Origin of the sequence: Actinoallomurus sp. NPDC050550 (assembly GCF_040655075.1) — a bacterium.
In the GTDB taxonomy this organism is placed as follows: domain Bacteria; phylum Actinomycetota; class Actinomycetes; order Streptosporangiales; family Streptosporangiaceae; genus Actinoallomurus.
This window is the reverse complement of the sequence record NZ_JBFAJC010000062.1, coordinates 30,060-48,076: the sequence shown is the minus strand read 5'-3', so window position 1 is coordinate 48,076 and position 18,017 is coordinate 30,060. Positions and strand designations below refer to the sequence as shown.

Here is an 18,017-nt window from a genome sequence, read left to right as displayed (position 1 = left end):
CGGCCGACGGGACCCATCGTACGAGGCAGGGATCGGTTCAGTTCACGTCGACGTCGTCGAGGAACTCGAGCATCCGCGTCAGGACCCGAAGACACGCCGAAATCTCGACGTCGGTCAGGTCGCCGCCGACCCGGCCCAGCATGGCGCGCTCGCGGGCCTTAAGGGCGGTGACGGCGTCCGCGCCCTCGTCGGTGAGGTGGACCAGCGATGACCGCGGCGAATCAGGGAGATGGCCCACCGCACGATGAGCAAGCACTCCGCCGACGAACGGGACTGGCGCGTCCCCGTGCCGGGCACCTGGGCCCGCGCAGCGAAGATCACCGTTCCCGTGCTGGCCGTCAACGGCGACCTCGACTCACCCGATCACATCGCGATGGCCGAACGGCTCGTCGGCGCCGCCGCCCACGGCCGGGCGGCCACCGTCGGAGGCACCGCGCACTATCCCAACATGGAGCGGCCGGACGCCTACAACGAGATCCTCATGGAGTTCCTGCGAACCCTGCAAGACTAACCGAGGTCCTTGCGCCAGACGAAGGCGGCGGAGATCGGGTGGTTGCGGTAGCGCTCCCACTTCGGCTTCACGGCCAGCCAGCGGTCGTCGATGACGCCCTCCCGCATCTCGACGAGCCGCCAGCCCGCCGCGACGCCGGCCATGACGTGGTCGCTCAGCAGGTGGACATGGGTCGTGATCGCGATGGGCTCGCCGGACTCGCTGGTGAAGTGGGTGGGCATGCCGGACGCCATGATGAAGTGCGGGTGGAACGCCACGATCACGCACCGCGCGCCCGGCTCCGCCAGCCGCCAGGCCTCGGCGTAGAACGGCTTCAGGTCTGCCAGGTGCTCGTCGATGAGCGAGGAGATGACCAGGTCGTACGCGCCCGAGTCGAGCCCCGTCGCCGTCACGTCGGCCTCGAACAGCCGGTCGTGTCCGCCCTTCGACCGTGCCACCGCGAGCATCTCGGGCGTCAGATCCACGCCGTCGATGGCGGTCACCCCGTGCCGCCGCAGCCAGGCGGCCGTACGTCCCGTGCCGCAGCCCAGGTCGGCGGCGCGCCGGACCGTCGCCCACGACGGCTCGGTGAGCTCGTCGAGCAGTGCGAGGTCCATGACGTCCTCGACCGTCTCCTCGTACGTGCTCACCCATTGCCCGTAGCCGGTCCGTACGTCCACCATCCGGTAGCCGCGCGTGTCGAAGTCAGCGAACTGCACCATGGGTGTGAGTATCCCGCAGATGATCATCATCACGGCCGGCGGCTGAGGTAGGTGAGGACCGCGAGGACGCGGCGGTGGCCGCTGTCGTCCGGCGAGAGGCCCAGCTTGGCGAAGATGTTGCCGATGTGCTTGTGGACGGCGTTCTCGGTGATGACGAGCCGGGCCGCGATCGTGGCGTTGTCCTCCCCCGCGGACATCAGGGCGAGCACTTCGCGTTCGCGCGGTGTGAGGTCGTCGATCGGGTCGTGGGCGCGACGAGTGAGGAGTTGCGCGATCACCTCGGGGTCCATGACGGTGCCGCCGGCGGCGACCCGCCGCAGCGCGTCGACGAACTCGCTCACCCGGCTCACCCGATCCTTGAGGAGGTAGCCGACGCCGCCGCGCCCGTCGGAGATCAGCTCGCTGGCGTACTGCTGCTCGACGTATTGGGAGAGCACGAGTACCGGCAGGCCGGGATACCGGCGGCGGACGCGGAGGGCGGCAAGGAGGCCCTCGTCGCGGAAGGACGGCGGCAGCCGTACGTCGACGATGGTGACGTCCGGCCGGTGTTCTGCGACGGCGGCGACGAAGCCGGGGGCGTCCTGGGTGATCGCGGCGACGTCGAAGCCCTTGGCGGTCAGCAGGAGTTCCAGCCCGCTGGACAGCAGGACGTTGTCCTCGGCGATCACGACCCGCATGGCAGACTCACCTCGATCGTGGTCGGGCCGCCGGCGGGGCTGTGAACGTGGACGGTGCCGTCCAGCGCCAGGACGCGACGACGAATTCCGGCGATCCCGGTCCCCAGCGTCTCGTCGGCACCGCCGATCCCGTCGTCGGTGACCTCGATCGACAGCCGGTCACCGGCGCGTGCGACGCGGACGGTGGTTCGGGTGGCGCGGCTGTGCTTGGCGGCGTTGGTGAGCGCCTCGGCGACCGTGAAGTAGGCCACTGTCTCGACCGCGGCGGGGACCGTTCCGAGGTCGCCGATATCGAGGGTGGTGTCGATCGCCGATCGGGTCCCCAGGGCGGTCAGCGCCCCGGCGAGGCCGCGGTCGGCGAGGATCGGCGGGTAGATCGTCCGGATCACCTCGCGGAGCTCCGCCATGGCCTCCTCGGTACCCTCATGCGCCTCCTTCAGGAGTCTGTCCAGCATCTGGGGGTCCTCGCCCAGTGACTCACGGGCCGCGCCCAGCCGCATCGCGATGGCCACCAGCCGGGCCTGGGTGCCGTCGTGCAGGTCGCGTTCGATCCGCCGGAGTTCCGCGCCGTGCGCGTTCATGGCGCCGGCCCGCGTCTCGGTCAGGGTCTCGACGCGCTGTGTCAGCCGCTCGGCGGCCGACGGGGACAGCAGCGCCACGCAGGTCCGGGCATGGAGGCGCGCCAGCGGCGGAACCAGCCAGTAGGTCAGGGCCGCGAAGATGACAATTTGTCCGGTCCCCAGGGTCAACGCCGTACCCCACCCGGTCAGTGGAACACCGGCGGCGAAGCCGCCCGCGCGGGTGCCGGCGGGCAACGCCCACCACAAGGGCACCGTGACGGCCGTGGCCACCGCGTTACCGGCGCACAGCACCGCGACGAGCCCGAACGCCAGACTGGTCACGATGTACGTGCACAGCCACCCGAGAACACGCCACGCACCGACGCGGACGGAACCGGAAGGCGGACGGCGCAGCATCCGCTCCGCGCGGCGACGATGCCAGGACGCCCAGGCGCGGGCCATCATCGGGACGATCAGTACGGGCAGCGCGAACAGGGCGACCGCAGCGGTGAACAGGCTTGCCAGCAGATAACCCAGACCGCGCCACATCGCCGAAAGCCGACTGGCCGCGTGGTGGTTCATCCGCCCAAGTCTGGGCCATGGAACCGAGCCCGGAACTACAGCCTGCTACCCCTTTTTTCCACTGGTGAGCGACATCGTCCGCTCACTCCCGCCAGACCTAGCGTCAACGCCCATGCGATCCATCCGACGAAACCTGACCCTGGCCGCCATCGTGGCCGGAACCCTCTCCACCAGCGCGCCCAGCGTGAGCGCCGCCCCGCACCACGACGACCGAACCCGGCTCCGGCGCGACGCCGACGCGATCACCGCACTCGGCGTTACGGGCGTCCAGGCCCGGTTGATCACCCCTGACGGCCGGAACCTGACCGCCACCAGCGGTGTCGCCGACCTGACGAGCCGGCGGCCGGTCCCTCGGAACGGCTACTTCCGGATCGCCAGCATCACCAAGGCGTTCGTGGCCACCGTGATCATGCAACTGGCCGGCGACGACCGGCTCTCCCTGGATGACACGGTCGAGCGATGGCTGCCCGGCGTGGTGACCGGAAACGGCAACGACGGCTGCGCGATCACCATCCGCCAACTGCTCCAGCACACCAGCGGCATCCACGACGACTACCCGGACTACACCTCGGCGGACGACTTCTACCAGCACCGGTACGACGTCTACACCCCCGAACAGATCGTCGCTCGGGCGATGCGCCACCGGCCGGACTTCCAGCCCGGCAAGGACTGGAATTACTCCAACACCGGCTACGTCCTGCTCGGCATGATCATCCAGCGGGTCACGGGACACCCCTGGCATCAGGAGGTACGGGATCGGATCGTACGGCCGCTCGGCCTCACACACACCTTCTGGCCGGGCGCATCGCCCAAGCTGCCCCGGCCACACGCCGACAGCTACCAGAGATTCAAGCCCGGCGAGCCGCTCGTGGACGTCACCGAACAGGTCGGCCCGTTCGCCGGCGGAGAGGCCGGACTCGTCTCCACCACCGCCGACCTCAACCGGTTCTTCCGCGCCCTGCTCGGCGGCCGGCTCCTGCCCTCGGCGCAGCTGGCGCAGATGAAACGGACCATCCCGATCAGCAAGGAGTTCGAGCAGTTCATGCCGGGCGCCCGCGACGGGCTGGGGCTCTTCTCACGCGCACTGTCGTGCGGCGGCACGTACTGGGGCCACGAGGGCGGTGATTCCGGCTGGATCAGCGCCGCCGGCGTCACCGCCGACGGCCGCCGCAGCGTCACGGTCTCGTTGTCGGGCGTGCGCGCCGATACCACGAGCGACGTCCTGCGCGTGGAACAGGCCGAGAGCAAACTGATCGACGACGCACTGTGCGCACCCCCGGAAGCTGGCCGTACGCGGCGTTGAGGGCACCCGCGCAGAGCGGGCTCTGAAGGCACGGCGAGCAGTCTTCGCGGCCGCTCGCCGGCCGACCGGTCGAGGCCCTGACTCCCGAAGCGAATGAGCAGGGGCGCTGTAGCGATCGTCTTCGTCGTGGCCGGTCGCCGGCTCACTCTCGGGTGGCGCGGGTGATGGCGGTCTCGACGGCGGCGACGCGGTCGGCGAGGAGGCCGAGCGCGCCGACCGCCCTCGTCATCGGGTCGTCCTCCGCGCCGCCGAGGGCCTGGGAGCGCTGGTAGGCCGCCTTCACCGCGGCCCACCGCTCGGCCCGGTCGGCGGTGAGGGTGCCGCGCAGCTCCCCCAACTTCAGCAGGTTCGCCTCGGCGCCGGAGGCGAGGGTCTGGGCCTCGCCGACGTAGTGGTCGTCGATGACGGCCTCCAGCTCGGCCTCGTTCATCACCGGCACGATCCGCTCGGCGAGCTTGTTCATGTTCCGGTACGAGCCCTGGAGCTGGAACGGCGGCTCGGTGCGGGAGGCGTCGGCCTGGGCGGCCGAGGCGATGTACGTGCGGTTCGTGGCCAGCACGACCTCCCGTACGCGCAGCAGCCTGCGTAGCACCGCGGTGATCTGCTCGACCTCCGGGCCGGAGTACGGGTGGGCGAGCCGGTCCGGCGAGACGGTCGTGTCGCCCTGCGCGAGCCGGACGAAAAGCTCCACGTCGCCGCGCTCCCGCGTGGACAGCGGCGCGAGCACGGGGTTGGAGGTGAGGGAGTTCTCCAGGTAGCTGAGCGCGAAGAGGTCCTCGCGGCCGGAGAGCACGTCGCCGAGGTTCCACACGTCGGCGCGGTTGGCGAGCATGTCGGGGATCCGGAAGCGCTGCCCGGACTCGGTGTACGGGTTGCCGGCCATGCAGACCGCGAAGCGCTTGCCGCGCAGGTCGTACGTGCGGGTGCGGCCGTCCCAGACGCCCTCGATGCGGCGCTGGGCGTCGCAGAGGGAGATGAACTTCTGCAGCAGCTCCGGCGAGGTGTGCTGGATGTCGTCGAGGTACAGCAGGACGTTGTTGCCCATCTCGAGGGCGAAGTTGATCTTCTCGACCTCTTGGCGGGCGGTCGCGTCGGGCGCGTCCGCCGGGTCCAGGGAGGTGACCGACGGGCCGAGCGCCGGGCCGTTGACCTTGACGAACATCAGCCCGAGCCGCCCCGCGACGTACTCCATCAGGGTCGTCTTGCCGTAGCCGGGCGGGGAGATGAGCAGCAGCAGGCCCATCTGGTCGGTGCGTTTGGCGTCGCCGGCGGCCCCGAGTTGCTTGGCGAGGTTGTCGCCGATGAGCGGCAGGTACACCTCGTCCAGCAGCCGGTTGCGCACGAACGCGCTGAGCACGTGCGGCCGGTACTCCTCCAGGCGCAGCCGCTCTCGCTCGGCGCCGACCAGTTCGCCGCGGAGCCGCTGGTACGCGCGGTAGGCGGGCACCCGCTCGGCGCGGAACCGGCCGGTCCGGGCGACGCTCTCGTCCAGGCGCAGCTCCATGCGGCGGCCGGTGATCCGCGGGTGCGCGCCCAGGAGGCCCTCGACGGTCGCCGTCAGGGGCGACGACACGTCGTACCGGTCCAGCGGGCCGCACAGTTCGATCGCCACGGCCTCGGCGAGGTCGTCGGCGGGCAGGCCGGTCGTGGCCAGGTACGAGCCGAGCCACGCCTCGATGAGCTGCTGCCGGGCGGCCAGGCCGCCGTGGTCGAGGGCGCGCAGGTCGTCACGGTAGCCCGGGGAGCCGCCGAGCGCCGTGCGGAAGCCGTCGAGGAGCGAGCGCGCCCCCGCGCCGGTGACGAATCCGGCGGGCTCGGTGGCGAGCTCCTCGAACAGGTACTCCCCGATCAGGTCGCCGGTGTCGTCCGGCGGCAGGATCCGGGTGGCCGCGTCCGGGCCGTGCAGCGCTCCGGCGGTGAGGAAGGCGAGGGCGGCGCCGGTCAGCTCCCGGCGCAGCACCCCGGCCGCCGGGGGCTCGCCGAACGCCGCGCGGGCGCGGGCCAGCGATCCGGCGCGGGTCGTCCAGGTCCCGCGCGACGCCTCGTCGGCGCCGTACGCCCAGAACAGCTGGGCGGCGGCGCGGGCGGCGGGCGGGTAGCGCAGCAGGCCCGCGCCGTCCCGCAGCCGCAGCAGGGCGTCGAGGATCAGCGCGGCGTCGTGGTCGTGCACGCCGCGCTCGTACCCTTCGTCGTAGCGGGCCTCGGCGGCCGTACGGACGACGGCGAGCAGCTCGCCCTCTTCGGCGGCGCGGCGGAGGACGTCCGCCGGGGTTCCCGCCAGAATCTCCGCCGCGAGGTACTCCCCGCGGTACACCGCGGCGGTCTCCGACACCAGCGTCTGGTCCCAGTACGGGCGGGTCGCCGCGAAGGCCGGGTCGCGGACCGGGGACCGGTAGTCGGTCGCGGTCACGGCGTACGCCATGCCGCCGTCGTGCGGGACGAGGGTCAGGTCGACGGGCTGGGTGTTGACCGCGAACCGGTGCGCGCCGAGCCGGATGCTCTCGCCGCCGTCCTCGTACAGGTCGGTGCGGTCGCGCAGGGCGCGGCCCGCCTCCTGCCGGGCGGTCTTGAGCAGGCCGTCGATCTCCTCGGCGCGTACGGCGTCGCCGGCGGCGCGCAGCTGTTCGACGACGGAGCGGACCTTCTCCACCATCGGGTCGGCGGCGAAGTAGGCGTTGATCTCGTCGAGGGATTCGAGCGCGGCGGCGCGACGGCGTACGCCGACGAGGATCCGCGTCGCGGACTCGGCGAGCCGGTCGGCGCGGCGGGCGCGCTCGTCCAGCAGCGTCTGCTTGCGCGCGGAGAACGCCTCGTAGACCTCTTCGCGCTTGGCGGTGAGCTCGGCGACGAAGTCGTCGAACTCGGCGAACCGGGACTCCAGGTTCTCCAGCTGCAGCATGACGCGGCCGAGCTGGTCGTCGCAGGCCTCGGGTGTGTCCGCCATGGCCAGCGCGCCGGTGACGGCCTGGCCGAGCAGCGCGAACTCGGCCGCGAACGCCGCGCGCCCCTCGGCGTCCAGGAGCTCCCGGCGGCGGGCGTCGAGCGTGGCCTGCGCCCGGTTGATGCCCGCGAGGACCTCGCCGACCCGCTCCAGGATCGAGGTGCGCACGGTCGCGTCGGTGATGTCGAGGGTGCCGACGACGTCGGTGACGACCTCCAGGCCCTCGTACTGCTCGGCCAGCCGTTCGCGGATCGGGACGGCCTCGGCCGTCGCGGCCATCGCCTCGATCGCGGCGAGCAGCCGGTCGATCTCCTCGTGGTAGGCGGTGAACGCCTCGGGCTCGCGCAGGAACTCGACCGCGCGGCGTCCCGTCGAGGCCAGCTCATCAGTCAGCCGGTCGGCCAGCCCGTCGATCCGGGCGAGGTCGGCGTATCGCATGTCGCGGAGGGTGACGAGGCGGCCCTGGGCGCGGCGCAGCCCGGTGAGGCGTGTCACCCAGCCGTCGGCGGTGTCCGGCGAGTCGCCGCGGGTGAGCCGGATCAGCGCCGTGATCTTCTCGTCGGCCTCGGTGAGCGCGGCGGCGGCCTGGGCGGTGAGCCGCTGGACGGTCTCGAACTCCTCGAGAACCTGCCCGGCCGTCGCCCGTACGTCGGCGAGCGGGGCGCGCAGCTCGCCGAGTTCGGGGTCGCCGAGCCAGTGGAAGTGGTCGAAGGCCCGCTCGCACCCGGCGATCAGCGCCTCGAACACGCCCGCCGTCGGGGTGGTCTCCTCGACCATGCGGGCCACCGACAGGCAGTCGGAGATGCCCCGGACCAGGTCGGCGTTGCCCACCCGCTCCAGCGGCCCGGTGCCGGCCGGCTGCGCCGCGGCGTACGCGTCCGAGAGGTACGGCGTCTGCCACACCTGCATCGCGTGCACGCGGGTCGGCTCGCCTTCGTCGGCCCGGAACACGACGAGCGTGCCGTCGTCGAACAGCGAGTAGCCGTGGCAGGTGATCGGGGTGGCGACCTCCTTGCGGATCACGTTGTACGGCAGCAGGAGGTAACGGCCGGCCTCGCGGGCGTGGAAGACGTACAGCACGTCCTCGCCGTTGGTGGAGCGGATGACCCGCTCGTACTCCAGCCGGTCGACGTCGGTGTCGAACGTCTTCGCCGCGCCGGTCACCAGGTAGTAGCCGCCGGGGAAGATGATGCCGTGGTCCTCCGGCAGCCGCCGGCACGCCTGCCCGATACCGTCCAGGCGCACGACCGTCTTCGTATGGGTGTTGAAGACGAGGTACCGCCAGTCGTTCTCCTTGTACGGGCGGATGCGCAACAGGATGAGCGCGCCGACGCGGGCGTACTGCACCTCGGCGTCGGCGAGGCTCTGCAGCGGCTCGTCGACCGGCTCGCGGTAGATGCCCTCGCCGGTCTCGGTGTTGTTCTCGATCTTGACGGTGAGGTCGCCGCCGACCGTCTCGACGAAGACCTCGTCCTCGATGGAGACGTGCGGGTGACGGCCGAGGATGTGGTCGTCGCGGGTGGTCTCCACCCACTCGAAGTCGTACCGGGGCGGGAAGACGTGGTCCGGCTCGCCCAGGTTGTCCAGGTACGTGGCGGTGCCGTCGACGTCGACCGTCCAGCGCAGCACACGGGTGTCGTGCTCGGCGGCCAGACCGGTCTGGAAGACCGCCAGCAGCCTCCCCTCGACATGCCGCAACTGCAGCAGCCGGGCGTCACGGTAGTAGCGGTACAGCTCGCCGAAGTCGCGCTCGAAGCCCGGGTCGCGCAGCACCTCCGGCGCGTCGTCGGTCGCCTCGAACCGGAACTCATCGCCGTCCCGGACGAACCGGTACAGGGCGAACACGTCGCCGACGGTCGTCTGCGGCCGCAACCCGATGAACACGTTGAAGCCGAACAACATGAGCCCGCCGACCGCGGCGATGTCGCGCGGCACGCAGTTGTGCTCGGTACGGATCCGCTCGGTGCCGACCAGCCGCAGCTCCGTACCGCCGAACACCTCCAGCCGCCGGGCGTTCAGCGCCTCGGCCCGCCGGACCAACTCCTTGGCCTGCTCGCCGAGCCGGGCGCGGAGCACCTCGTAGGTGCCCGCGTCCAGGCTCGGCGCGGCAGGCGTCTCCCCGCCCTCGATCAATTCTCGACCGCTGCCATGTTGGAGATCGCCGCGTCGGCGACACCGAGACGCTCGGCCTGGTCGAGCAGCTCACGGGCCTTCTCGCCGTCGCTGCCCCCGGCCTTGATCCGCTGCATGAGCAGCGCGGACAGGGTCAGGTTCTTCACGTCGTCGGTCTTGATCGAGCCGACGAGCCGGGCCAGGTCCTCCGGCATGCTGCGGGAGCCGTTCAGCCAGGGGCTGGCGAACCGCTGCGCGACGTCGGAGTGCTCGACGAACCCGTCGACGCCCTTGCCGAGGCTGATCGCGCCGACGACCCGGTCGAAGAAGGCGCTGTCGCCGCCGACGATGTCGATGTCGGCCTTCTCCAGGCCGGCGGCGAGCACCGACGCCTGAGCCTCGACGACCTCGCGCTGCACGGTGAGCCCGGCGAGCCGGACCTCCTTCTCGGCCTCCAGCCGCAGGCGGTACTCCTCGTGACCACGGGTGGCGTCGTCCATCGCGGCCATGCCGGCGGCCTTGTCGGTCAGACCCTCGGCCTCGGCCTTGAGCTTCTCGCGGATGCCGTCCGCGTCGGCGAGGGCCTGCTCGCGGTTCGCGACGGCTGCGGCGCGACCGGCCTTCTCGATGCCCTCGGCCTCGGCCAGGGCCTTCTCCCGGTTGACGCTGGCCTCGGCGCGCCCGACCTTCTCGATCGCCTCGGCGTCGCGCTCGCGCACCTGGACGGCGGCCAGGCCCTCGGCCGCGGCCTCCGCCTGGATGCCCTCGGCGAGCCGGATCTTGGACTGGGCGTCGAGCTCGGAGGTCTTCTGCCGCGCCTCGGCCAGCAGCACCTCCTCGCGGGCCTTGAACTTGGCGGACTCCTCGGCGGCCTCGGCCGCCTTGATGCCCTTGACCAGGTTCTCCTGGGCCTCCGCCTCGGCCTGGATGATCAGGGCCTGGCGGGTGCGCTCGGCCTCCTCGACGAGGCGGAGCTTCTTGATGCCCTCTTCCTGCTCGGCGACCGTCTTCTCCACCGCGATCCGCTCGCGGACGACGTCGGCGATCTCCCGCTTCTCCGCCTCGACCTCCTTGTCCTTGGCGATGCGGGACAGCTCGGTCTCCCGTTCACGCGCGATGACCTCGAGCATGCGGTCCTTCTCGATCCGCTCGTTCTCGACGGCGATGACGCGTTCCTTGTTCTTCTCCGCGACGGCGATCTCGCGGTTGCGGTTCTCCTGCTGGACGCCCAGCTGCTCGTCGGTGCGGATGTGCGCGGTCTGCGAGGTCAGGCGCTCCTCGGCCTGCACCTTGGCGATCTCGGCCTCCTCGCGGGCCCGTACGGTCTCGATCTCCCGCTTCTTCTTGACCTCCGCCTCGGCCTGGCGGCGTTCGAGCTCGAGGATGGCCTCCCGCGCGTCGACGTTCTGGCGGGTGATCTCCTTCTCTTCGTTGCGCTGGTACTCGTTGGTGCGCACGTGCTCGAGGGCGGTCAGCTCGGTGATCTTCCGGATGCCCTGGGCGTCGAGGATGTTCGTGGGGTTGAGGCTCTGCAGCGGCGTCTGCTCGAGGTGGTCGATGGCCGCGTCCTCGAGGTGGTAGCCGTTCAGGTCGGTGCCGATGAGCTGCACGATCTGGTCGCGGAACTCGTGCCGGTGCGTGTAGAGGTCGACGAAGTCCAGTTGCTTGCCGACCGTCTTCAGCGCCTCGGAGAACTTCGCGTTGAACAGCGTCTGCAGCGTCTCCTCGTGGCTGGCCCGCTGGGTGCCGATCGCCTGCGCCACCTGGATGACGTCCTCGACGGTCTTGTTGACCCGGACGAAAAATGTGATCTTGATGTCGGCGCGGATGTTGTCCCGGCAGATGAGGCCCTCGTGCCCGCTCCGCTCGATCTCGATGGTCTTCACCGAGATGTCCATCACCTCGGCCTTGTGCAGCACGGGCAGCACGATGGCCCCGGTGAAGGTGACGTCCACCTTCTTGATCTTGGAGATGATGAGTACTCGGCCCTGTTCGACCTTACGGAAGAGCCGGCTGAACAGGTACGCCGTGCCCAATGCGACGATCAGGATCGCGCCGATGAGGACGGCGATCGCGATGCCGATGGAGTCCATCAATGGTCCTTCTTACGGGGGAATTCAGTTGGGTGGACGGTGCGGATCGAGCTCGGCGTCATACGGCATCACCCAGAAGAACTGGCCGTCGGCGTCGTAGTCGAAGATCAGTGCGGTATCTCCTGCTTTGAGGATCTCTTCGCCTGATTGGTTCCGTTGCTGGCGAACCTGAATGACGGCGGCCGAGCCGTCCTCGGCCCGCACCTCGGCCTGGCCGTACGTCAGGTCCACCCGGCTGGTCCGGATGACGCACATCCGGCCGACGAAGTCCCGCCGGGAGGGCAGCTTCTCCTCCGGGATCATGTACCGCAGGGGCCGCATCAGCAGCCTGGTGATCAGGACGGACACGAGGATCGCGGCGGCGAGCACCCCGATCTCCGGGACGCGCCCGGTCAGGTCCTCACGGTGCAGCAGCACGGCGCCGGCCACGCCGGCGAACCACGCGAGCGCCGCGAACAGCGACAACGCCACCGCCGTGACCATGGTCGCGGCCGCGTCCAGCAGGCCGACGACGACCAGCAGCCAGTAGGCGAGAACGATCACCAGGAGGGCGCCGAGGACGACCGCCGGAAATGTAAGTGCCGCGTGGATGAATTCCGTCACGCGCGCCTCCCCGTGGGCATGCCGTCAGCGGTGCCGACCAGGCTTCCCGGCGCTCCTATAAGCGGTCGAAAACCGCTTATGCGGCAAAATCCGTTCGCCGCGGGAAGCACCGTACAGCATCGCATCGACGGTGATGCGTGGCATACGGCACATGTACGAGAACACGCAGGTCGCCCGCGCCTCGGGCAGACGACCTGCGTGTTCGTGCGGGCGCCCATTCACTCCTGGTGAGCACCAGCACCCACCCGAGACTCGAGCCGATGAGTTTCGCGCGGCCGAGCGGTCATGACAGGTTGTCCCCTACGCCTCATCGAGAGGACCCTGACATGGCGACCTTCGTCCTGATCCCCGGCGGGGCATGCGACCCGGCGTACTGGCGGCCGCTCGCAGCCGAGTTGCGCGGGCGCGGCCACGACGCCGTGCCCGTGGACCTGCCCTGCGAGGACGACACGGCAGGGCTCGCCGAGTACGCCGACGCCGCGGTCGAACAGATCGGCGACCGCACCGACCTGGTCGTCGTGGCGCACTCGCTCGGCGGCTTCACCGGACCGCTCGTCTGTGACCGTGTGCCGGTCGATCTCCTCGTGATGCTCACGGCGATGGTCCCCTCCCCCGGCGAGGCTCCCGGCGAGTGGTGGAGCGCCACCGGGCACGACCAGGTGGTGCGCGAGGAGACCGAAGACATCTACTACCACGACGTCCCCGCCGAATTGGCCGCCGAGACGGAAAGGCACTCACGCGACCAGTCGGACACCCCCGCCAAAGAGCCGTGGCCACTTCCCGCATGGCCGAACGTGCCGACGAAATTCCTGCTGTGCCGCGACGACCGACTGTTCCCGGCGGGATTCATGCGACAGGTCGTACGAGAGCGCCTCGGCATCGTCCCCGACGAGATCGACGGTGGTCACATGGTCATGCTCAGCCGCCCCGCCGAACTGGCCGATCGCCTGGCCGGCTACCTATAAAGCACCGAAAAAGCCGCCCGGTCGTTATCTCAATGGCCTTTTATAAAAATCATAATTGTGCTATGATGAAGAAAAGGCGATGTAGGTTCTGCTGTCGTGATGGACAATGGACGACCCAGCCGGACAGCGCTCACGGCCGCGGCGGCGCGCGCGGCCCACCTCATCGTCGACTCGCCTCCCCTGCTCTTCGCCGACACCGTCGCGTACGACCTTCTGGGAGAGCAGGCCGAGGAGTTCGTCGGCTACCACCGCGCTCACGGCGAGCACCCCATCCTCCGCGGCGTCCGGGCGACGGCCGCCGTCCGGAGCCGCTACACGGAGGACCGTCTCGCCGAGGCCGTGGCCCGCGGCGTCACGCAGTACGTCATCCTCGGCGCGGGCCTCGACTCGTACGCCTACCGCTCCGACCCGGCCGGCCCCGTCCGCGTCTTCGAGGTCGACCATCCCGCGACGCAGCGGTGGAAGCGCCGGCTCCTGAATCAGGCGGGCATCGCGATCCCGGGCACGGTCGCCTTCGTCCCGGTCGACCTTGAGACCGAGTCACTGGTGGACGCCCTGGTCCGGGAGGGGTTCGACACGTCCCGGCCGGCCTTCGCGAGCTGGCTCGGCGTGACCATGTACCTCACCCGGGACGCCATCGCCGAGACCCTCACAGCGGTCGGCGGCCTCGCCGCGGGCACCGAGATGGTCCTCGACTACACGCTCGCCCCCGAACTCCGCGACGCGGCGGCCCAGGAGTACGCCGACGCCGTGGCGCCGATGGCCGCCGAACAGGGCGAACCCTGGCTGAGCGCGTTCCGTCCCGAGGAGATGTCCGCCCTACTGGAGGAGCACGGCTTCGGCCTGGTCCAGCACACCCGCCACCAGGACGCGGTCGACGCGGCCCTCTGGGAGCGGACCGACTCGGTACGGCCCTCGAACCTGTCGGCCCTCGCCCACGCGACCGTCCTGGTGGCGGCGACGCCGCGCTCCCCACAGCCGTCGGGCTGATCCGGCTGATCCGGCTGCGAGGATGGCGAGGTGCGCATTGAGCCCATATCGCCGTCCCTCCTGGTCGAAGAGCTCGCCGACCGCGTCGCGGCCCTTCCCCGTACGTCGTGGGCTCGGGTCGCGATCGACGGCGCGCCGCCCACCCGGCCGGAGGACCTCGCGGACGCACTCGTGGACCCGCTCCGCCTGCGTGGCCGTGAGGTCCTGCGGGTGTCCGCCGGGGACTTCCTGCGCCCGGCATCGTTGCGCTTCGAGTACGGCCGCGACGACCCGGACGTCTACTACGACGGCTGGCTCGACGAGAGCGGCCTGGTCCGCGAGGTGCTCGCCCCGCTCGAACCGGGCGGTACGGGCCGGGTCCTGCCCAGTCTGTGGGACAGCGCCGCGGACCGGGCCACCCGCGCCTCGTACGTCACCCTGCGCGAGGGTGGCGTGCTCCTCCTCGACGGCGCGCTCCTCCTCGGCCGAGGCCTGCCCTTCGAGCACGTGGTCCACCTGTCGATGTCCCGTGGGGCGCTTGCCCGGCGGATCGACCCCGAGCAGGAGTGGACCCTGCCCGCCTACGCCCGGTACGAGGCCGAGGCCCAGCCGGTGCAGGTCGCCGACGTCGTCATCCGCGTCGACGACCCGAGGCACCCCGCGCTGGTGGAGCAGCGGCCGTGACCTCTTACCGGCCGGCACGGGCCCGATCGGCCGCTCGTTCGAACCGCACGTCGCCGAACATCACGTTCCGCGTCATCGGCCTGGCCAGGAAATCGTGCGGGAATCCGAGTTCGATCGCGCTGACCTCGTCGAGCTCGGCGAGCGCGCCTTCGGTGAACGACAGGTCGAGGGCACCGAGGTTGTCCTCCAGTTGGGCGACCGTTCGGGCTCCGATGATCGGAGCCGTCACCGCAGGGTCGCGCATGGTCCACGCGAGCGCGGCCCGCGAAGGCGTGGTGTCCATGCCGGCCGCGACCTTCTTGACGACCTCGGCGATGGCCAGGCCGCGTTCGGTGAGTGCGCCGTTGGCCGCCGCGACGTTCTTGCGGGTACCCACGGCATCGGCCGAAGCGCCCTCGTGAGCCAGATCCGCCCGCGTGTACTTGCCGGTCAGCACTCCGCTGGCCAACGGTGACCAGGGAATGACCCCGAGCCCCATCTCACGGGCCATGGGGACCAGGTCGCGCTCGACGGTCCGCTCGATCAGGCTGTACTCGATCTGCAGCGCGATCAGCGGCGACCAGCCCCGCAGGTCGGCGATCGCCTGCATGCGGGAGACCTGCCACGCCGGCGTGTCCGAGATGCCGACGTACAGCACCTTGCCGGCCCGTACGAGGTCGTCCATCGCCCGGAGCACCTCCTCGACGGGGGTGGTGCCGTCCCAGGCGTGCAGGTACAGCAGGTCGATGTAGTCGGTGCCCAGCCGGCGAAGGCTGTCCTCGACCGAGCGGACCATGCTCTTGCGGTGATTGCCGCCCGAATTCGGATCGCCCGGCCTGGTGGTCAGGGTGTACTTGGTGGCGAGCACGAGCCTCTCGCGCTTGTCGCGGGAGAACTCCCCGACCAGTCGTTCGGACGTTCCCTCGGTGTACTGGTTGGCGGTGTCGATGAAGTTGCCGCCCCGGTCGACGTACGTGTCGAAGATGCGGCGGGCCTCGTCCTTGTCCGCGCCCCATCCCCAATCGGAGCCGAACGTCATCGTGCCCAGCGCCAGCGGTGACACACGCAGTCCCGATCGGCCCAGCAGACGGTACGTGTCCAGCGATGCAGCCATGGTGGTCTTCCTGTTCTCAACTGGGGTGTTCCTGGTCCAGGGTGCGGCGGCCGCGGGTGCGCAGGTAAGGGAAGCTCTTTCCTGGGACTGGCCCTCCCACCCGGCCGAAATAGGATCACCACCATGAGCGCCAACGTGGACGTAACCCATGAGCTGGCGGTCTTCCTACGGGACCGACGCAAGCGCCTGGCTCCCGAAGAAGTCGACCTGCCGACGAGCAGGCGTCCGCGCCGCACTCCCGGGCTCCGCCGGGAGGAGGTCGCCGAGCTGGCCGGCGTCAGCGTCGACTACGTGATCCGGCTGGAGCAGGGACGCGGGCTGCGTCCCTCCCCGGAGGTGCTCGACGCCCTCGCGCGGGCACTGCGACTCAGCGAGGATGAGCACGCGTACCTGTTCGACCTGGTCGGGCACAGGACGACGGGACGGCGGGGCAACGTCACGGCGGACTCACTCGCCCACCTCGTCCGTGCGATGTCGCCCTTGCCCGCGATGCTGGTCGACCGGCGTTTCGACATCCTCGCCTGGAATCCGGAGATGGCCGAGCTGATGCTCCGGTTCGACCGGCTGCCGCCCGAACAGCGCAACACGATGACACTGTGCGTGCTGCATCCCGCCTACCGCGACTTCTACCGCCACCGGGAGCAGACGATCCGGGAAGGCATCGCCGACCTACGAGCCGCGTGGGCCGCCGATCCCGAGGACGCGGCACTCGCCGACTTGATCGGCACGCTCAGGTCGGGGAGCGAGGAGTTCGCCCGCCTCTGGGAACGGCGCGACGTCAAGGTGAACGGACACGGCCTCAAGGCCCTGCTTCACCCCGATGTCGGCCCGCTCACGATCGAGTTCGACGTGCTGACGCCGCTCGGAGACACGACGCAGCGCCTGGTCGTCTACCGTCCCGCCGACGTGCCGTCGAAGAAGGCACTGGACCTGATCGCACGTAGGACGGGCGAAGAGTCCTCGCCCCTCCGCGCGATGGAGTCCACACCGGCCAGGTGACCTGGTCGTCGGTCGGAGCGTGGATCGTGGCGTTCGGGAGCGTGCGTTGCTCACCGGGGCCGGGGTCGTAGCCCGTCGAGGACGAGCTGGGCGATGTGTGCCGAGCGCTCGCGGCTGGTCTCCGCGCCGGCGTGGCGGATCGCGGCGAAGGCGCCGGCGACCAGTGCCATCACCTCGTCGGCGGTGAGGTCGTCGCGTACGGTGCCGGCGGCGCGCGCGCGATCCAGTAGGTCCGCGACCTGGCGGGTGAGATCCGCCGCGACATCCGGCGCGGCGGTGCGCAGGTCGAACTCCGCGGCCACCAGCGCGCTCTTCACCGCGACGTTCTCGGCGCCGCTGGCGATCATCCGGGACAGCAGCCTGAACAGGGCTGCGGGATCGCCGGTGCCGGCGAGCACTCCTCCCTCCGCCACCAGTTGCTTCAGCTGATCGATCGCGACGGCGAGATACAGCGCTTCCTTGGCCGGGAAGTGCCGGTGGACGGTGCCGGGGCCAACACCCGCGCGGCGGGCGATCTCATCCAGCGAGACGCCGAGACCTTCCGTCGCGAACAACCGCTGCGCGGTCCGCAGCACCCGCTCGCGATTGCGGCGCGCGTCAGCGCGCAGCTCACGGCCGTGAGCTGTCGGGACGGGCTCAGGAGGCTGGCTGGACATCTCGGCATCAGCATAACCGGGGCGTCGCACCGGATATTGTGCGATCGTATAACCGGGGCAGCGCACCGGTTACGGGCTCGCGCCGCTCCTCATGACCAGACCCGCCAGCCGTGAGGAGATCACGCCGATGACCACACGCGATGACGCCGGCGCCCTGATCCGACGGATGCAGGAGTGCTTCAACACCCGACAATTCGACCAGGCCGCCGACCTTCACGCCCCCGGCTTCTTCAGCCATCCGCTCGGCGGTGGGTTCGAGGCGGGCATGGACGCCTGGCGCACACTCACCGCCCGGTTCCCCGACATGCGCGTCGTCGCCCAGGACATCCTGATCGACGGCGACAAGGCCGCCGTCCGCTCGACCGTCGAAGGGATCACGACCCCGGACGGCGACGCGCAGCCGATGCTGTTCGAGATCTTCCGCTTCGACGATGGCGGGTTCGCGGAGATGTGGGGGGCCACCACGGGATTCCCGCCTTCAGCCAGCCCCGAGGATGTGCTCGGCCGCTGAAGTAGCGCCGATTGGAGTGCTAGGACGGGAGAAATCCCAAACACCGCGAAGAAAGAA

General features: G+C 70.4%; 16 protein-coding genes. 7 read left to right on the top strand and 9 right to left on the bottom strand.

From position 1 onward, the window contains the following. Positions 1 to 37 precede the first annotated feature (37 nt). Positions 38 to 238 (bottom strand): hypothetical protein, encoded by a 201-nt coding sequence (locus AB0I04_RS46570; RefSeq protein WP_360900236.1) that lies wholly within the window; start codon positions 236 to 238, stop codon positions 38 to 40. Here AB0I04_RS46570 and AB0I04_RS46565 point away from each other — a divergent pair. Continuing rightward, the gene (locus AB0I04_RS46565; RefSeq protein ID WP_360900234.1) at positions 230 to 511 is read left to right on the top strand and encodes an alpha/beta hydrolase; all 282 of its coding nucleotides are present in this window, start codon (positions 230 to 232) and stop codon (positions 509 to 511) included. The genes AB0I04_RS46570 and AB0I04_RS46565 overlap by 9 nt on opposite strands. Here the strand turns inward: AB0I04_RS46565 and AB0I04_RS46560 are convergent. Genes AB0I04_RS46560 through AB0I04_RS46550 form a run of 3 tightly spaced genes read right to left on the bottom strand, consistent with a single transcriptional unit; the run spans position 508 to position 3,031 of the window. Further along, positions 508 to 1,212 (bottom strand): class I SAM-dependent methyltransferase, encoded by a 705-nt coding sequence (locus AB0I04_RS46560; protein WP_360900232.1) that lies wholly within the window; start codon positions 1,210 to 1,212, stop codon positions 508 to 510. The two genes, AB0I04_RS46565 and AB0I04_RS46560, sit on opposite strands and share 4 nt — an antisense overlap. Before the next feature lie 29 nt (positions 1,213 to 1,241). Further along, positions 1,242 to 1,889: a response regulator transcription factor gene (locus AB0I04_RS46555; RefSeq protein WP_360900229.1), complete on the bottom strand. Its 648-nt coding sequence runs from the start codon at positions 1,887 to 1,889 to the stop codon at positions 1,242 to 1,244. After that, complete coding sequence (locus AB0I04_RS46550; RefSeq protein ID WP_360900226.1) at positions 1,877 to 3,031, bottom strand: histidine kinase; 1,155 nt, start codon at positions 3,029 to 3,031, stop codon at positions 1,877 to 1,879. Before AB0I04_RS46550 ends, AB0I04_RS46555 begins: the two co-directional genes overlap by 13 nt. A 112-nt stretch (positions 3,032 to 3,143) precedes the next feature. On the opposite strand from AB0I04_RS46550, the gene AB0I04_RS46545 reads away from it, so the two are divergent. Then, a complete protein-coding gene (locus tag AB0I04_RS46545) occupies positions 3,144 to 4,334 on the top strand; it encodes a serine hydrolase domain-containing protein (RefSeq protein WP_360900223.1) in 1,191 nt (396 codons plus the stop codon). 142 nt (positions 4,335 to 4,476) lie between these two features. Here AB0I04_RS46545 and AB0I04_RS46540 read toward each other — a convergent pair whose 3' ends face one another. The 3 genes from AB0I04_RS46540 to AB0I04_RS46530 are packed head-to-tail and all read right to left on the bottom strand — an operon-like array spanning position 4,477 to position 12,083. After that, entirely contained in the window at positions 4,477 to 9,408 is a 4,932-nt protein-coding gene (locus AB0I04_RS46540; RefSeq protein WP_360900220.1) for a DNA repair ATPase, read from the bottom strand. Beyond that, on the bottom strand, positions 9,405 to 11,480 hold the full coding sequence (locus tag AB0I04_RS46535; RefSeq protein ID WP_360900217.1) for a flotillin family protein: 2,076 nt from the start codon (positions 11,478 to 11,480) through the stop codon (positions 9,405 to 9,407). The genes AB0I04_RS46540 and AB0I04_RS46535 overlap by 4 nt, the downstream gene beginning before the upstream one ends. A gap of 24 nt (positions 11,481 to 11,504) precedes the next feature. Next, positions 11,505 to 12,083, bottom strand: coding sequence for a hypothetical protein (locus tag AB0I04_RS46530; RefSeq protein ID WP_360900214.1), 579 nt, complete (start codon positions 12,081 to 12,083; stop codon positions 11,505 to 11,507). A 326-nt stretch (positions 12,084 to 12,409) separates the two neighbouring features. On the opposite strand from AB0I04_RS46530, the gene AB0I04_RS46525 reads away from it, so the two are divergent. The 3 genes from AB0I04_RS46525 to AB0I04_RS46515 all read left to right on the top strand — a co-directional run bounded on the left by AB0I04_RS46525 (position 12,410) and on the right by AB0I04_RS46515 (position 14,701). After that, entirely contained in the window at positions 12,410 to 13,048 is a 639-nt protein-coding gene (locus tag AB0I04_RS46525) for an alpha/beta hydrolase (RefSeq protein ID WP_360900211.1), read from the top strand. Positions 13,049 to 13,147: 99 nt separating this feature from the next. Continuing rightward, on the top strand, positions 13,148 to 14,038 hold the full coding sequence (locus tag AB0I04_RS46520) for an SAM-dependent methyltransferase (protein ID WP_360900208.1): 891 nt from the start codon (positions 13,148 to 13,150) through the stop codon (positions 14,036 to 14,038). A 30-nt stretch (positions 14,039 to 14,068) separates the two neighbouring features. Then, positions 14,069 to 14,701 carry a uridine kinase gene (locus AB0I04_RS46515; RefSeq protein ID WP_360900205.1) on the top strand — a complete coding sequence of 211 codons (633 nt, stop codon included), beginning with the start codon at positions 14,069 to 14,071 and terminating at the stop codon, positions 14,699 to 14,701. Positions 14,702 to 14,705: 4 nt separating this feature from the next. On the opposite strand, the gene AB0I04_RS46510 is transcribed toward AB0I04_RS46515, so the two are convergent. Continuing rightward, positions 14,706 to 15,794 (bottom strand): aldo/keto reductase, encoded by a 1,089-nt coding sequence (locus AB0I04_RS46510; protein ID WP_360900202.1) that lies wholly within the window; start codon positions 15,792 to 15,794, stop codon positions 14,706 to 14,708. A gap of 123 nt (positions 15,795 to 15,917) precedes the next feature. Here AB0I04_RS46510 and AB0I04_RS46505 point away from each other — a divergent pair, with 123 nt between their 5' ends. After that, positions 15,918 to 16,793: a helix-turn-helix transcriptional regulator gene (locus AB0I04_RS46505; RefSeq protein ID WP_360900199.1), complete on the top strand. Its 876-nt coding sequence runs from the start codon at positions 15,918 to 15,920 to the stop codon at positions 16,791 to 16,793. A 50-nt stretch (positions 16,794 to 16,843) separates the two neighbouring features. Here the strand turns inward: AB0I04_RS46505 and AB0I04_RS46500 are convergent, their stop codons facing one another. Continuing rightward, complete coding sequence (locus AB0I04_RS46500; RefSeq protein ID WP_360900196.1) at positions 16,844 to 17,449, bottom strand: helix-turn-helix domain-containing protein; 606 nt, start codon at positions 17,447 to 17,449, stop codon at positions 16,844 to 16,846. A 127-nt stretch (positions 17,450 to 17,576) separates the two neighbouring features. Here AB0I04_RS46500 and AB0I04_RS46495 point away from each other — a divergent pair, with 127 nt between their 5' ends. Further along, entirely contained in the window at positions 17,577 to 17,960 is a 384-nt protein-coding gene (locus AB0I04_RS46495) for a nuclear transport factor 2 family protein (RefSeq protein WP_360900193.1), read from the top strand. Positions 17,961 to 18,017: the final 57 nt, after the last annotated feature.

What these genes read in the sequence shown, in the direction of transcription:
- AB0I04_RS46565 (WP_360900234.1), top strand. Translation starts at nt 230, where the DNA reads ATGGCCCACCGCACGATGAGCAAGCACTCCGCCGACGAACGGGACTGG.
- AB0I04_RS46560 (WP_360900232.1), bottom strand. Translation starts at nt 1,212, where the DNA reads ATGGTGCAGTTCGCTGACTTCGACACGCGCGGCTACCGGATGGTGGAC.
- AB0I04_RS46555 (WP_360900229.1), bottom strand. Translation starts at nt 1,889, where the DNA reads ATGCGGGTCGTGATCGCCGAGGACAACGTCCTGCTGTCCAGCGGGCTG.
- AB0I04_RS46550 (WP_360900226.1), bottom strand. Translation starts at nt 3,031, where the DNA reads ATGAACCACCACGCGGCCAGTCGGCTTTCGGCGATGTGGCGCGGTCTG.
- AB0I04_RS46545 (WP_360900223.1), top strand. Translation starts at nt 3,144, where the DNA reads ATGCGATCCATCCGACGAAACCTGACCCTGGCCGCCATCGTGGCCGGA.
- AB0I04_RS46535 (WP_360900217.1), bottom strand. Translation starts at nt 11,480, where the DNA reads ATGGACTCCATCGGCATCGCGATCGCCGTCCTCATCGGCGCGATCCTG.
- AB0I04_RS46525 (WP_360900211.1), top strand. Translation starts at nt 12,410, where the DNA reads ATGGCGACCTTCGTCCTGATCCCCGGCGGGGCATGCGACCCGGCGTAC.
- AB0I04_RS46520 (WP_360900208.1), top strand. Translation starts at nt 13,148, where the DNA reads ATGGACAATGGACGACCCAGCCGGACAGCGCTCACGGCCGCGGCGGCG.
- AB0I04_RS46510 (WP_360900202.1), bottom strand. Translation starts at nt 15,794, where the DNA reads ATGGCTGCATCGCTGGACACGTACCGTCTGCTGGGCCGATCGGGACTG.
- AB0I04_RS46505 (WP_360900199.1), top strand. Translation starts at nt 15,918, where the DNA reads ATGAGCGCCAACGTGGACGTAACCCATGAGCTGGCGGTCTTCCTACGG.
- AB0I04_RS46500 (WP_360900196.1), bottom strand. Translation starts at nt 17,449, where the DNA reads ATGTCCAGCCAGCCTCCTGAGCCCGTCCCGACAGCTCACGGCCGTGAG.
- AB0I04_RS46495 (WP_360900193.1), top strand. Translation starts at nt 17,577, where the DNA reads ATGACCACACGCGATGACGCCGGCGCCCTGATCCGACGGATGCAGGAG.